This window comes from Streptomyces calvus, from assembly GCF_006782915.1.
Lineage (GTDB): Bacteria > Actinomycetota > Actinomycetes > Streptomycetales > Streptomycetaceae > Streptomyces > Streptomyces calvus.
In genome coordinates this window covers 1-14,539 of the sequence record NZ_VCNP01000018.1, presented here as the reverse complement: position 1 = coordinate 14,539, position 14,539 = coordinate 1, and the positions used below count along the sequence as shown (strand labels likewise).

At 68.5% G+C, this 14,539-nt stretch carries 11 protein-coding genes and 1 rRNA gene; 10 read left to right on the top strand and 2 right to left on the bottom strand.

Annotated features, from left to right (window positions below; translation table 11 throughout):
- Nucleotides 1-59: 59 nt before the first annotated feature.
- The 6 genes from eccD (at nucleotide 60) to FGW31_RS08660 (ending at nucleotide 7,249) form a co-directional block, all read left to right on the top strand.
- Nucleotides 60-1,529: a type VII secretion integral membrane protein EccD gene (gene eccD / locus FGW31_RS08685; protein WP_182674865.1), complete on the top strand. Its 1,470-nt coding sequence runs from the start codon at nucleotides 60-62 to the stop codon at nucleotides 1,527-1,529.
- Nucleotides 1,530-1,739: 210 nt separating this feature from the next.
- Nucleotides 1,740-2,027 (top strand): 30S ribosomal protein S15, encoded by a 288-nt coding sequence (gene rpsO / locus FGW31_RS08680; RefSeq protein ID WP_004924725.1) that lies wholly within the window; start codon nucleotides 1,740-1,742, stop codon nucleotides 2,025-2,027.
- Nucleotides 2,028-2,414: 387 nt separating this feature from the next.
- Nucleotides 2,415-4,634, top strand: coding sequence for a polyribonucleotide nucleotidyltransferase (locus tag FGW31_RS08675; protein ID WP_142192798.1), 2,220 nt, complete (start codon nucleotides 2,415-2,417; stop codon nucleotides 4,632-4,634).
- Entirely contained in the window at nucleotides 4,631-6,010 is a 1,380-nt protein-coding gene (locus FGW31_RS08670) for a M16 family metallopeptidase (RefSeq protein WP_142192797.1), read from the top strand. The genes FGW31_RS08675 and FGW31_RS08670 overlap by 4 nt, the downstream gene beginning before the upstream one ends.
- A 25-nt stretch (nucleotides 6,011-6,035) precedes the next feature.
- Nucleotides 6,036-6,788, top strand: a complete 753-nt coding sequence (dapB, locus tag FGW31_RS08665; RefSeq protein WP_142192796.1) for a 4-hydroxy-tetrahydrodipicolinate reductase — start codon at nucleotides 6,036-6,038, stop codon at nucleotides 6,786-6,788.
- Nucleotides 6,789-6,805: 17 nt separating this feature from the next.
- Entirely contained in the window at nucleotides 6,806-7,249 is a 444-nt protein-coding gene (locus FGW31_RS08660; RefSeq protein WP_142192795.1) for a tetratricopeptide repeat protein, read from the top strand.
- 118 nt (nucleotides 7,250-7,367) lie between these two features.
- On the opposite strand, the gene FGW31_RS08655 is transcribed toward FGW31_RS08660, so the two are convergent.
- Nucleotides 7,368-7,934: a hypothetical protein gene (locus FGW31_RS08655; protein WP_142192794.1), complete on the bottom strand. Its 567-nt coding sequence runs from the start codon at nucleotides 7,932-7,934 to the stop codon at nucleotides 7,368-7,370.
- A gap of 112 nt (nucleotides 7,935-8,046) precedes the next feature.
- A complete protein-coding gene (locus FGW31_RS08650) occupies nucleotides 8,047-8,286 on the bottom strand; it encodes a hypothetical protein (protein WP_142192793.1) in 240 nt (79 codons plus the stop codon).
- A 231-nt stretch (nucleotides 8,287-8,517) separates the two neighbouring features.
- Here FGW31_RS08650 and thyX point away from each other — a divergent pair, with 231 nt between their 5' ends.
- From thyX to FGW31_RS08625, 4 genes are all read left to right on the top strand, one after another.
- A complete protein-coding gene (gene thyX, locus FGW31_RS08645) occupies nucleotides 8,518-9,270 on the top strand; it encodes an FAD-dependent thymidylate synthase (RefSeq protein WP_182674866.1) in 753 nt (250 codons plus the stop codon).
- Between the two features lie 211 nt (nucleotides 9,271-9,481).
- Nucleotides 9,482-10,384: a 4-hydroxy-tetrahydrodipicolinate synthase gene (gene dapA / locus FGW31_RS08640; RefSeq protein ID WP_142192792.1), complete on the top strand. Its 903-nt coding sequence runs from the start codon at nucleotides 9,482-9,484 to the stop codon at nucleotides 10,382-10,384.
- 150 nt (nucleotides 10,385-10,534) lie between these two features.
- The gene (locus tag FGW31_RS08635; RefSeq protein ID WP_142192791.1) at nucleotides 10,535-12,220 is read left to right on the top strand and encodes a ribonuclease J; all 1,686 of its coding nucleotides are present in this window, start codon (nucleotides 10,535-10,537) and stop codon (nucleotides 12,218-12,220) included.
- Between the two features lie 503 nt (nucleotides 12,221-12,723).
- A 16S ribosomal RNA gene (locus FGW31_RS08625) occupies nucleotides 12,724-14,249 on the top strand.
- Nucleotides 14,250-14,539 lie beyond the last annotated feature (290 nt).

Here is a 14,539-nt window from a genome sequence, read left to right as displayed (position 1 = left end):
GTGTCGGTAGGGTTGCGCTCCGGCAGCGTGCGCATCCGCGAAGCAGGGGGGCAGTGAAGGTGAGTACGACCACGGCGACGGGGTTCTGTCGAGTGACGGTGGTCGCGCCCGACAGTCGTATCGACGTGGCGCTCCCGGTGGACATCCCCGTGGCCGACGTCTACCCGGAGATCCTGCGTCTGACGGGCCAGACCCAGCCGGTCGGCACGCCGACGGGCTACCACCTGGTGCGGCGTGACGGCAGGGTCCTGGACGGCGCCCGCACGCTCGCCGACGAGCGGGTCCTGGACGGCGAGGTGCTGAGCCTGCGGCCGTTCGCCCAGTCCCTGCCGCCCGCCGTCCACGACGACGTACCGGACGCGGTCGCCTCCGCGGTCGTGCGCGACCGGCACCTGTGGAGCGACGACCTGCTGCGTGTCGCGGGACTCACCGGCGGCGCCCTGCTCCTCCTGCTGCTCGCGTTCGCCCTGTGGTCCGCCGACCCCGTGCGGCACGACATGCACGCCCTGCCCGGCGTCGTCGCCGGAGGTCTCGGCGTCCTGGTGACCGCGTTCGCCGGTGTCCGCGCACGTGTGTACGGCGACCGGGCCGCGTCCGTCGCCCTGGGCCTCGGCGCCCTGCCCCTGATCCTCGTCGCCGGGTCCGGGATCGTCGCCGCCCCTGCCGGACACGGGCCGGGCCGGCTGCAGTTCATGCTGGGCTGTGCCGCCGTACTGGTGGCCTCGGTGACCCTGCTCGCCCTCGCCCCCGGGTCGGACGCTCCGTTCGTCGCCGCCGCGTTCGTCGCGGCCGTGGGCACCCTGGCCGGGTTCGTCACCGTCGTCGGCGAGGCCTCCGCGAGCGCCGCCGCCGCCGTGTGCGCGCCCTGCGCGATCGGGCTGGTCGCCTTCCTGCCCGGGCTGTCCGCGCGTTTCGCGCGGCTGCCCATCGGCTACGCGGCCCCGCGTTCCGCCCTCCAGGACGACTTCGACGCGGACCCCTCCCGCACACCGGACGCCGAAGCCCTCGACGCGGAACGCATCGCCGCACAGGCGCGACGCGGCCACGAACTGCTGCTGGGACTGGTGGGCGGCACGTCGGCCGTCGTCGTCGTGTCCGCCGCGGTGCTGGGCTTCTCGGACAACGTCTGGGGCCAGTCGCTGGCGCTCGCCACCGGGCTGTCGATGCTGATCCGCGCCCGCCTGTTCCGCTACACCTCCCAGGTGACCTGTGCCCTCGTCGCCGGCATCGGCGCCGTCGCCTTCCTGCTGCTGGGACTGGTGCTGAACCCGCCGGCCGAGGCCGTGACCGAGTTCGTCCTGCACGACGACAGGGCAGCGCTGAACCTGCGTACGATCTGGCTGTCGGCGGCCGTCGCGGCCGGGGCCGCGCTGATCACCGCCATCGGCCTCGTCGTCCCCCGCAAGGGACTCACTCCCTTCTGGGGCCGCTTCCTCGACCTCACCGAGTCGGCCGTCCTGCTCACCCTGGTGCCGCTGTGCCTGGCTGCGCTGGGCGTCCTCAGCACCGTCCGCTCCCTGACCGGCTGAGGCGGGCGGCGCCCGGCAGGGCGGGGTCCGGTCCGAGGCGGGTCGACGCCCTGGTACCCTGACTGACGGCCGTTTGTGTACGCACCCCCGGAGCGATTCCCCGCCCTGGAGGCCGCGCCCAGCGGATCCCCGCCTTCCGAGTCATGGAAGATCCCCCGAGACGTAGACCGGGGGCACTCGGTGGCCATTCACAGACTATGAGGAGTACGCGTGTCGCTCGACGCCGCAGTGAAGAAGCAGATCATCTCCGAGTTCGGTACCAAGGAGGGTGACACCGGCTCCCCCGAGGTCCAGGTCGCTCTGCTGTCCCGTCGGATCTCCGACCTGACGGAGCACCTGAAGACCCACAAGCACGACCACCACTCCCGCCGTGGTCTGCTGATCCTCGTCGGTCAGCGCCGCCGGCTGCTGCAGTACCTCGCCAAGAAGGACATCCAGCGCTTCCGTGCGCTGGTGGACCGCCTCGGCATCCGCCGTGGTGCGGCGGGCGCCAAGTAAGACGCCGTGGAGGGAGCGGTTCCCGGAACGAGGGGACCGCTCCCTTTGCTGTACGTGCGGAGTGTCACTGCACCTTTGTAGTGTGGTAGCACAACGCCATAGGTACGACTCAGTGTGATGACCCGTGCCGCATCGGGTAGGCGACCAGGGACATCACCGGAACGACGTCACCGGACGTCACGCAGGAAACGACGTCACCGGACGTCGCGACGCACGAGGAGAAGCGCACCTCGCCGCCGCCGGTCCTCGGTAGTGGCCCCCGGGAGAGTGAACCCCGGGTGCTTCGATCGAAGACCGGCCCGCACCAGTGGAGCGCTTCTCCGACACCGTCCCCCCGCCACACGGGCGAGGCGGGACAAAAGACGACAAGTAACGGAGAAAACGCTGGTGGAGAACGAGACCCACTACGCCGAGGCCGTCATCGACAACGGCTCCTTCGGCACCCGCACCATCCGCTTCGAGACGGGCCGCCTGGCCAAGCAGGCCGCCGGCTCCGCCGTGGCGTACCTGGACGACGACACCATGGTGCTGTCGGCCACCACCGCATCCAAGAACCCCAAGGACCAGCTCGACTTCTTCCCCCTCACGGTGGACGTCGAGGAGCGGATGTACGCGGCCGGCAAGATCCCCGGCTCCTTCTTCCGCCGTGAGGGCCGGCCGTCCGAGGACGCGATCCTCACCTGCCGCCTCATCGACCGCCCGCTGCGCCCGTCCTTCAAGAAGGGCCTGCGCAACGAGATCCAGGTCGTCGCCACGATCATGGCGCTCAACCCCGACCACCTGTACGACGTCGTGGCGATCAACGCCGCCTCCGCGTCCACGCAGCTGGCCGGCCTGCCCTTCTCCGGCCCGATCGGCGGCGTCCGCGTCGCGCTGATCCGCGGCCAGTGGGTCGCCTTCCCGACGCACACCGAGCTCGAGGACGCCGTCTTCGACATGGTCGTCGCGGGCCGCACCCTCGAGGACGGCGACGTCGCGATCATGATGGTCGAGGCGGAGGCCACCGAGAAGACCATCAAGCTGGTCGAGGGCGGCGCCGAGGCGCCGACCGAGGAGGTCGTCGCCGCCGGTCTCGAGGCCGCGAAGCCCTTCATCAAGGTCCTGTGCAAGGCCCAGGCCGACCTCGCCGCGAAGGCCGCCAAGCCGACCGGCGAGTTCCCGATCTTCCTGGACTACCAGGACGACGTCCTCGAGGCCCTCACCGCCGCCGTCAAGCCGGAGCTCGCCTCCGCGCTGACCATCGCCGGCAAGCAGGAGCGCGAGGCCGAGCTGGACCGCGTCAAGGCGCTCGCCGCCGAGAAGCTCCTGCCGGAGTTCGAGGGCCGCGAGAAGGAGATCTCCGCCGCGTACCGTTCGCTGACCAAGACCCTGGTCCGTGAGCGCGTCATCAAGGAGAAGAAGCGCATCGACGGCCGCGGTGTCACCGACATCCGCACCCTGGCCGCCGAGGTCGAGGCGATCCCGCGCGTGCACGGCTCCGCCGTGTTCGAGCGTGGCGAGACGCAGATCCTGGGCGTCACCACCCTCAACATGCTCCGCATGGAGCAGCAGCTGGACACCCTCTCCCCGGTGACCCGCAAGCGCTACATGCACAACTACAACTTCCCGCCGTACTCCACCGGCGAGACCGGCCGCGTCGGCTCCCCGAAGCGCCGCGAGATCGGTCACGGCGCCCTCGCCGAGCGCGCCCTCATCCCGGTCCTGCCGACGCGCGAGGAGTTCCCCTACGCGATCCGCCAGGTCTCCGAGGCGCTGAGCTCCAACGGCTCGACGTCCATGGGCTCGGTCTGCGCCTCCACCATGTCGCTGCTGAACGCCGGTGTGCCGCTGAAGGCCCCGGTCGCCGGTATCGCCATGGGCCTGATCTCCCAGGAGATCGAGGGCGAGACGCACTACGTCACCCTCACCGACATCCTCGGTGCGGAGGACGCCTTCGGCGACATGGACTTCAAGGTCGCCGGCACCAAGGAGTTCGTGACCGCCCTCCAGCTCGACACCAAGCTGGACGGCATCCCGGCCTCCGTCCTGGCCGCCGCCCTCAAGCAGGCCCGTGACGCCCGCCTCCACATCCTCGACGTGATGATGGAAGCGATCGACACGCCGGACGAGATGTCCCCGAACGCGCCGCGGATCATCACCGTGAAGATCCCGGTCGACAAGATCGGCGAGGTCATCGGCCCCAAGGGCAAGATGATCAACCAGATCCAGGAGGACACCGGCGCCGAGATCACCATCGAGGACGACGGCACCATCTACATCGGTGCCGCCGACGGCCCGTCCGCCGAGGCCGCCCGCACCACGATCAACGGCATCGCCAACCCGACGATGCCCGAGGTCGGCGAGCGCTACCTGGGCACGGTCGTGAAGACGACGACGTTCGGCGCCTTCGTCTCCCTCCTCCCCGGCAAGGACGGTCTGCTGCACATCTCGCAGATCCGCAAGCTGGCCGGCGGCAAGCGCGTGGAGAACGTCGAGGACGTGCTCGGTGTGGGCCAGAAGGTCCAGGTCGAGATCGCCGAGATCGACTCCCGCGGCAAGCTCTCCCTCATCCCCGTGATCGAGGGCGAGGAAGGCGACGACGAGAAGAAGGACGACGCCGACAAGTGACGTCCCGTGGCTCCAAGGCGACGGCCCGCACCTCTTCGGAGGCGCGGGCCGTCGCCCGTACCCAAACCCTCATCAAGGGCGAGAACGGCATCGGTACGGTCCGCAAGACCCCCCTCCCCGGCGGCCTGCGCATCGTCACCGAGACCCTGCCCTCGGTCCGCTCGGCGACCTTCGGCATCTGGGCGCACGTCGGCTCCCGCGACGAGACCCCGGCCCTGAACGGCGCCACGCACTACCTCGAGCACCTGCTGTTCAAGGGCACCGCCCGCCGTTCCGCCCTCGACATCTCCTCCGCCCTCGACGCCGTCGGCGGCGAGATGAACGCGTTCACGGCCAAGGAGTACACGTGCTACTACGCGCGCGTGCTCGACACCGACCTGCCGCTCGCCATCGACGTGGTGTGCGACATGCTCACCGGCTCCGTGATCCGCGAGGAGGACGTCGACGTCGAGCGCGGCGCCATCCTCGAAGAGATCGCGATGACCGAGGACGACCCGGGCGACTGCGTGCACGACCTGTTCGCGCACACCATGTTCGGCGACAACCCCCTCGGCCGCCCCGTCCTCGGCACCGTCGACACGGTCAACGCCCTGACCGCCGACCGCATCCGCCGCTTCTACAAGAAGCACTACGACCCCACCCACCTGGTGGTCGCCTGCGCCGGCAACATCGACCACAACAAGGTCGTACGCCAGGTCCGTGCCGCCTTCGAGAAGGCCGGGGCGTTCAAGAACCCCGAAGCGGAGCCCCTCGGCCCGCGCACCGGCCACCGCGCCCTGCGCACCGCCGGCCGGGTCGAGCTGCTGGGCCGCAAGACGGAGCAGGCGCACATCGTCCTCGGCATGCCGGGCCTGGCCCGCACCGACGAGCGGCGCTGGGCGCTCGGCGTGCTCAACACCGCCCTCGGCGGCGGCATGTCCTCCCGCCTCTTCCAGGAGGTCCGGGAGAAGCGCGGACTGGCCTACAGCGTGTACTCGTACACCTCCGGCTTCGCCGACTGCGGCCTGTTCGGCGTGTACGCCGGCTGCCGGCCCTCCCAGGTGCACGACGTGCTGAAGATCTGCCGCGACGAACTCGACCGGGTCGCCGAGCACGGACTGCCCGACGAGGAGATCGAGCGTGCTGTCGGCCAGCTGAGGGGCTCCACCGTCCTCGGTCTGGAGGACACCGGCGCGCTGATGAACCGTATCGGCAAGAGCGAGCTGTGCTGGGGCGAGCAGATGTCCGTCGACGACATGCTGGCCCGGATAGCCTCGGTCACCCCGGACGACGTCCGCTCGGTCGCCCGCGACGTGCTGGGACGGCGGCCCTCCCTGTCGGTCATCGGCCCCCTCAAGGACAAGCAGGCGTCCCGGCTGCACGACGCCGTCGCCTGACCCACCCCGGTAAGGAAACAAGGACATGAGCAAGCTGCGCGTGGCGGTCCTCGGCGCCAAGGGTCGGATCGGTTCCGAAGCGGTACGGGCGATCGAGGCCGCCGACGACATGGAGCTGGTGGCCGCCCTCGGCCGGGGCGACAAGCTGGAGACCCTCGCCGAGACCGGCGCCCAGGTCGCCGTCGAGCTGACCCCCCCCGCCTCGGTCATGGGCAACCTCGACTTCTGCGTGCGTCACGGCATCCACGCCGTCGTCGGTACGACGGGCTGGACCGACGACCGCCTCGCGCAGCTGAAGGGCTGGCTCGACCAGTCCCCGGAAACGGGCGTGCTCATCGCGCCGAACTTCTCCATCGGCGCCGTGCTCACCATGAAGTTCGCGCAGATCGCCGCCCCGTACTTCGAGTCCGTCGAGGTCGTCGAGCTGCACCACCCGAACAAGGTCGACGCGCCCAGCGGCACCGCCACCCGCACCGCCCAGCTGATCGCCGAGGCCCGCCGCCGGGCCGGCTCCGCCCCGGCCCCGGACGCCACCACCACCGCCCTGGACGGCGCCCGCGGCGCGGACGTCGACGGCGTCCCGGTGCACGCGGTCCGGCTGCGGGGCCTGCTCGCCCACCAGGAGGTCCTGCTCGGCGCGGAGGGCGAGACCCTCACCGTCCGGCACGACTCCCTGCACCACAGCAGCTTCATGCCGGGCATCCTGCTCGGCGCCCGCCGCGTGGTGACCACTCCGGGCCTCACCTTCGGCCTGGAACACTTCCTCGACCTGAACTGAGACCGAGCCGAACACCCATGCGCGCGAAGATCTCCTACGCCGTCACGGCCGCCGTCCTGGTCGTCTACTTCGTCCTGGTCGGCAGCCGTGGCGTGCTGCTCATCGAGACCGGCACACCCCTCACCGTCACCTTCGGTGTCGCGGTGCTGATCCTTCCGGTCATCGGCGTGTGGTTCCTGTGGAAGAACACCGAGTTCGTCCGGAACGCCAACCGGCTCGCCGCCCAGCTCGACGCCGAGGGCGGACTGCCCGTCGACGAGCTGAAGCGCCTGCCCAGCGGGCGCATCGACCGCGACTCGGCCGACGAGGTCTTCGCCCGGCGCAAGGCCGAGACGGAGGACGCCCCCGACGACTGGCGCACCTGGTTCCGGCTCGCCGTGGCCTACCACGACGCCCGTGACACCCCGCGCGCCCGCAAGGCGATGCAGCGGGCGATCAGCCTGCACAAGACGTCCGCCTGAGCGGCCCGGCTCCGACGGAGGCCCGGCCCTTACGAGCCCGCCATCTGTGAGGCCTGGCCTCTACGAGGCCCGGCCTGGGCAGCCCGGGCCTAGCACCAGCCCTTGGACCACCCGGTCCCTACGCGGCCCCGCCGCGCCCGTACTCGGCGGCCCACACCTCCACGGAGTCGGCCGCCCGGTCGAAGGCCAACTGGTCCCGGCCCAGGAAGTCCGCGTTGTGCGAGGTCAGCAGCGGCGGCCGGGTCTCCGCGCCGCGCCCGCGCCGGGCGAGGACCAGCGCCTGGCCCTGCACCGTCCGCGGCAGGCCCAGCCAGCGCACCGGCTGCTGCACCGTGCGCACGGCACCCACCTGCGCCCAGGGCGTCGTACGCGTGGTGAAGAAGGCCACCTGACGCAGTCCCCGCGCGCTCACCCACACGCCCATGCGGAGCAGCCGCAGCGCAGTGGCGACCACGGCCAGCGCGATGCCGAACACCGTCCCGGCCGACGCGAGCGTCGCCGTCGCCGCGATGATCACCGCGGCGAACAGGACGAACGAGGCGAGCAGCAGCAGGAGCGCCGCCGTGCCCACGCGCCACGGACCGGGACGGTACGGCCGCCGCCAGCGGTCCCGGTCGTCGTGCGGCAGGGCGACATCGTCCACCGTGTCGAATGCGCGGTCGGCCGTCAGGAAGGGCAGGGGCACGGCGGGTCCTCACTCGGTCCATGCATGGTCAGTGCCCGGTGAGGCTATCGATCTGTGTGCCCGGTCACCACCTTCGGGGTCCGGATGGCGGCCCCGCCGCGGGACCCGGCGGTCAGCGGCCGTCGGTCGCCTGGGACTGCTGCGTCTGCGTGCCCGCGGGGTCGGTGGAAAGCGCAGGTATGCCCACGATCAGGGAGCCCACCAGCCCGGCGGCGAGGGTGAGTCCCAGCAGCCAGCGCCCGGCCAGCTGACCGGCGGAGGCCCGCTCACGGGGAGGCGGTGCGACATTGCTGCGGAACCTGTCGGCCTCGGCGACGAAGGCGAACGGCACGGGTTCACGCCGGCGGAGCATCGGAGGTGCGTCTCCTTTCGGAAGAAGGGCGGGGATCGTCCGGAGCCCTCGGGGGCGCTCGGCCCCCGAGGATTCGAAGATCGAACGAATCACTGTCACCAGGACAGACGAACGGACACCGGAAAAGGTGCCCACATCCGCACATCCCGTCCCGGCAGGGCACCTCCCGCCCCGCCGGAGCCGCCCCGTAAAGTGGGCGCGACCCTGCTCTCCGCGACGGGAAGGACCCAGTTGACCTCCGCCGACGATCCCAAACCGGCACCCCGCACCGATGTCACCTTGCGGAGTGACGTCACCGTCGAGCTGGTGAAGTCCAGCGCCTCGGACTCGGACGTCCTCTTCGCCGCCCGCGTCTCGACCCTGGGCGAGCAGTCCCTCGGGGAACTGCAGAAGGACCCGGAGCGCTCCAAGGGCCTGATCAACTACCTGATGCGGGATCGGCACGGCAGCCCCTTCGAGCACAACTCGATGACGTTCCTGATCAGCGCACCGATCTTCGTCTTCCGCGAGTTCATGCGCCACCGCGTGGGCTGGTCGTACAACGAGGAGTCGGGCCGCTACCGCGAGCTGGAGCCCGTCTTCTACGTGCCCGACGCCGCGCGCAAGCTGGTCCAGGAGGGACGCCCGGGCAAGTACGTCTTCGTCGAGGGCACACCCGCGCAGCACGCGACCGTCCAGAGCGTGCTGGGCGAGACGTACCACCAGGCCTACGAGGCCTACCAGAAGCTGCTGGCCGAGGGCGTCGCCCGCGAGGTCGCCCGCGCGGCGCTCCCCGTCGGCCTGTACTCCTCGATGTACGCCACCTGCAACGCGCGGTCGCTGATGCACTTCCTCGGCCTGCGCACGCAGCACGAGCAGGCGAAGGTCCCGTCCTTCCCGCAGCGCGAGATCGAGATGGTCGGCGAGAAGATGGAGGCCGAGTGGGCCCGGCTCATGCCGCTGACCTACGCCGCCTTCAACGCCAACGGGCGCGTGGCCCCGTAGCCGTCCGCGTCGGCGTCCGCAGGCACAGATGTACGGATCAGCCGAGCGAAGTGTCCGTATTGCGGCATTTCGCGAAGTTCATCTAGCCTGATCAAACGGGCCCGGTACTGCCTGAACCCCCGAGCAGGCAGTACCGGGCTCCCCCTGTGCCCCGTCTTGTCGCCTCCCCCGAGGGAAGACCCCGGCCTGAGCAACGAGTAGCGTGTAACCCATGGCTCCGACCTCCACTCCGCAGACCCCCTTCGGGCGGGTCCTCACCGCCATGGTCACGCCCTTCACGGCGGACGGCGCACTCGACCTCGACGGCGCACAGCGGCTCGCCACCCACCTGGTGGACGCAGGCAACGACGGCCTGATCGTCAACGGCACCACCGGCGAGTCCCCGACCACCAGCGACGCGGAGAAAGCGGATCTCGTACGGGCGATCGTGGAGGCTGTCGGCGACCGTGCCCATGTCGTGGCCGGAGTCGGCACCAACGACACCCGTCACAGCATCGAACTGGCCCACGCCGCGGAGCACGCCGGCGCGCACGGCCTGCTCGTCGTCACCCCGTACTACAACAAGCCCCCACAGGAGGGCCTGTACCGGCACTTCACGGCCGTCGCCGACGCCACCGCACTGCCGGTCATGCTGTACGACATCCCCGGCCGCAGTGGCGTCCCGATCAGCACGGAGACGCTGGTCCGCCTCGCCGAGCACCCGCGCATCGTCGCCAACAAGGACGCCAAGGGCGACCTCGGCCGAGCGGGCTGGGCCATCGCCCGCTCCGGCCTCGCCTGGTACTCCGGCGACGACATGCTCAACCTGCCCCTGCTCTCGATCGGAGCGGTCGGTTTCGTCTCGGTCGTCGGCCACCTCGTCACGCCGGAGCTGCGCTCACTGGTCGAGGCGTACGTCTCCGGAGACGTGCAGAAGGCCACCGAGATCCACCAGAGGCTGCTGCCCGTCTACACCGGCGTGTTCCGCACCCAGGGCGTGATGACCACCAAGGCGGCGCTCGCGCTGAAGGGACTGCCCGCCGGGCCCCTGCGCGCCCCCATGGTCGAGTGCACGCCCGAAGAGATCGAGCAGCTCAAGATCGATCTTGCTGCCGGCGGGGTACAGCTTCAGTAACAGACTTCGCGCGACCGCTCGCGCAGACGGACTCCACAACTGAATACGCGGGCCACCGGTGCCCGCACCCCTTACGACAACTGCTTCTGCACGAACGTCATGCGCGCCACGTGCCCACCGGTACGTGGCGCGTGTGGTGAGGAGAGTCTTTTGAGTCATCCGCATCCTGAACTCGGCCCGCCCCCGCCGCTGCCGGAAGGCGGCCTGCGCGTCACCCCGCTCGGCGGACTCGGCGAGATCGGCCGCAACATGACGGTCTTCGAGTACGGCGGCCGCCTGCTGATCGTCGACTGCGGAGTGCTCTTCCCCGAGGAGGAGCAGCCCGGAATCGACCTGATCCTGCCGGACTTCTCGTCCATCCGGGACCGTCTCGACGACATCGAGGGCATCGTCCTCACCCACGGCCACGAGGACCACATCGGCGGCGTCCCGTTCCTCCTGCGGGAGAAGCCGGACATCCCGCTGATCGGCTCCAAGCTGACCCTCGCCCTGATCGAGGCGAAGCTCCAGGAGCACCGCATCCGGCCCTACACCCTCGAGGTCGCGGAGGGCCACCGCGAGCGCATCGGCCCCTTCGACTGCGAGTTCGTCGCGGTCAACCACTCGATTCCCGACGCGCTGGCCGTGGCCATCCGCACGCCCGCCGGCATGGTCGTCCACACCGGCGACTTCAAGATGGACCAGCTTCCGCTGGACAACCGCCTCACGGATCTACACGCGTTCGCCAGGCTCAGCGAGGAGGGCATCGACCTGCTCCTCAGCGACTCCACGAACGCCGAGGTCCCGGGTTTCACCCCGCACGAGCGCGATATCTCGGGCGTCCTGCGCCAGGTGTTCGCCGGTGCCCGCAAGCGCATCATCGTGGCCAGTTTCGCCAGCCACGTCCACCGCATCCAGCAGATCCTGGACGCGGCGCACGAGTACGGCCGCAGGGTCGCCTTCGTCGGCCGCTCCATGGTCCGCAACATGGGCATCGCCCGCGACCTCGGCTATCTGAAGGTCCCGGCGGGCCTGGTGGTGGACGTCAAGGCGCTGGACGACCTGCCGGACAGCGAAGTCGTCCTGGTCTGCACGGGCTCGCAGGGCGAACCGATGGCGGCCCTGTCCCGGATGGCCAACCGCGACCACCAGATCCGCATCGTCGATGGCGACACGGTGATCCTGGCGTCGTCGCTCATCCCGGGCAACGAGAACGCGGTCTACCGCGTGATCAACGGCCTGACCCGCTGGGGCGCGAACGTCGTCCACAAGGGCAACGCCAAGGTCCACGTCTCGGGCCATGCCTCGGCCGGCGAACTGCTGTACTTCTACAACATCTGCCGTCCGAAGAACCTGATGCCGGTCCACGGCGAGTGGCGCCATCTGCGGGCCAATGCCGAACTGGGCGCGATGACCGGCGTCCCGCACGACCGCATCGTCATCGCCGAGGACGGTGTGGCCGTCGACCTCGTCGAGGGCAAGGCCAAGATCTCCGGCAAGGTCCAGGCGGGATACGTCTACGTCGACGGCCTCTCCGTCGGCGATGTCGGCGAGCCGGCCCTGAAGGACCGCAAGATCCTCGGCGACGAGGGCATCATTTCGGTGTTCGTGGTCATCGACGCCTCGACCGGCAAGATCACGGGCGGACCGCACGTCCAGGCCCGCGGTTCCGGCATCGAGGACTCCGCCTTCGGCGAGGTGATCCCGAAGATCACGGAGGTCCTCGAGCGTTCGGCCCAGGACGGCGTGGTCGAACCCCACCAGATGCAGCAGCTCGTCCGCCGCACGCTGGGCAAGTGGGTCTCCGACACCTACCGGCGCCGGCCGATGATCCTGCCCGTGGTGGTGGAGGTCTGACGGTCCGTCGGACACCACGCGCGAGCGAACGGTGAGCGGGGCGCCTCGATTTGCATCGAGGCGCCCCGCTCCAGTACGTTTACAACTCCTCCCGAACGGACACCCGGTCACCTCGTGCGCCGGAAGCAGTGCCCGGAAGGGGTGAGGAAAACCGACTCAGAATCTCTGATAAAGTCGGATCCGCCGGAAAGGAAAACGCGAAAGCGTCGACCTGGAAAGCACCGAGGAAATCGGATCGGAAAGATCTGATAGAGTCGGAAACACCGAAGGGAAGCGCCCGGAGGAAAGCCCGAGAGGGTGAGTACGAAGGAAGCGTCCGTTCCTTGAGAACTCAACAGCGTGCCAAAAGTCAACGCCAGATATGTTGATACCCCGTCCGTCGGAATCATTTCGGCGGTCGAGGTTCCTTTGAAAAAACACAGCGAGGACGCTGTGAACCGTGAGGACTATTCCTCCATGCGGTTCCGCTCTCGTGATGTGTTCGCCCCGAGTACGGGGAAGCATTCACGGAGAGCTTGATCCTGGCTCAGGACGAACGCTGGCGGCGTGCTTAGCACATGCAAGTCGAACGATGACCCACTTCGGTGGGGATTAGTGGCGAACGGGTGAGTAACACGTGGGCAATCTGCCCTGCACTCTGGGACAAGCCCTGGAAACGGGGTCTAATACCGGATACGCCGCGCTCAGGCATCTGATGCGCGTGGAAAGCTCCGGCGGTGCAGGATGAGCCCGCGGCCTATCAGCTTGTTGGTGAGGTAACGGCTCACCAAGGCGACGACGGGTAGCCGGCCTGAGAGGGCGACCGGCCACACTGGGACTGAGACACGGCCCAGACTCCTACGGGAGGCAGCAGTGGGGAATATTGCACAATGGGCGAAAGCCTGATGCAGCGACGCCGCGTGAGGGATGACGGCCTTCGGGTTGTAAACCTCTTTCAGCAGGGAAGAAGCGAAAGTGACGGTACCTGCAGAAGAAGCGCCGGCTAACTACGTGCCAGCAGCCGCGGTAATACGTAGGGCGCGAGCGTTGTCCGGAATTATTGGGCGTAAAGAGCTCGTAGGCGGCTTGTCGCGTCGGTTGTGAAAGCCCGGGGCTTAACCCCGGGTCTGCAGTCGATACGGGCAGGCTAGAGTTCGGTAGGGGAGATCGGAATTCCTGGTGTAGCGGTGAAATGCGCAGATATCAGGAGGAACACCGGTGGCGAAGGCGGATCTCTGGGCCGATACTGACGCTGAGGAGCGAAAGCGTGGGGAGCGAACAGGATTAGATACCCTGGTAGTCCACGCCGTAAACGGTGGGCACTAGGTGTGGGCAACATTCCACGTTGTCCGTGCCGCAGCTAACGCATTAAGTGCCCCGCCTGGGGAGTACGGCCGCAAGGCTAAAACTCAAAGGAATTGACGGGGGCCCGCACAAGCGGCGGAGCATGTGGCTTAATTCGACGCAACGCGAAGAACCTTACCAAGGCTTGACATACACCGGAAAACTCTGGAGACAGGGTCCCCCTTGTGGTCGGTGTACAGGTGGTGCATGGCTGTCGTCAGCTCGTGTCGTGAGATGTTGGGTTAAGTCCCGCAACGAGCGCAACCCTTGTCCCGTGTTGCCAGCAGGCCCTTGTGGTGCTGGGGACTCACGGGAGACCGCCGGGGTCAACTCGGAGGAAGGTGGGGACGACGTCAAGTCATCATGCCCCTTATGTCTTGGGCTGCACACGTGCTACAATGGCCGGTACAATGAGCTGCGATACCGCGAGGTGGAGCGAATCTCAAAAAGCCGGTCTCAGTTCGGATTGGGGTCTGCAACTCGACCCCATGAAGTCGGAGTCGCTAGTAATCGCAGATCAGCATTGCTGCGGTGAATACGTTCCCGGGCCTTGTACACACCGCCCGTCACGTCACGAAAGTCGGTAACACCCGAAGCCGGTGGCCCAACCCCTTGTGGGAGGGAGCTGTCGAAGGTGGGACTGGCGATTGGGACGAAGTCGTAACAAGGTAGCCGTACCGGAAGGTGCGGCTGGATCACCTCCTTTCTAAGGAGCACTTCTTACCAACCTCTGGTTGGTCAGAGGCCAGTACATCAGCGAACGTCTGATGCTGGTTGCTCATGGGTGGAACGTTGACTACTCGGCATCGTCAGCCAACTCGGGCTGCTAGTACTGCTCTTCGGAGCGTGGAACGCAGACCACGAGGGGCGGGGGTGTCGGGCACGCTGTTGGGTGTCTGAAGGTACGGCCGCAAGGTCGGGTGCCTTCGATGCCGGCCCCAGTGCACTCGAGCTGTTTGCTCGGGGTGATGGGTGGTTGGTCGTTGTTTGAGAACT

Bases quoted from the DNA above. Each gene is read 5' to 3' on its own strand.
- dapB (WP_142192796.1), top strand. From the start codon at position 6,036: ATGAGCAAGCTGCGCGTGGCGGTCCTCGGCGCCAAGGGTCGGATCGGT.
- FGW31_RS08660 (WP_142192795.1), top strand. From the start codon at position 6,806: ATGCGCGCGAAGATCTCCTACGCCGTCACGGCCGCCGTCCTGGTCGTC.
- FGW31_RS08650 (WP_142192793.1), bottom strand. From the start codon at position 8,286: ATGCTCCGCCGGCGTGAACCCGTGCCGTTCGCCTTCGTCGCCGAGGCC.
- dapA (WP_142192792.1), top strand. From the start codon at position 9,482: ATGGCTCCGACCTCCACTCCGCAGACCCCCTTCGGGCGGGTCCTCACC.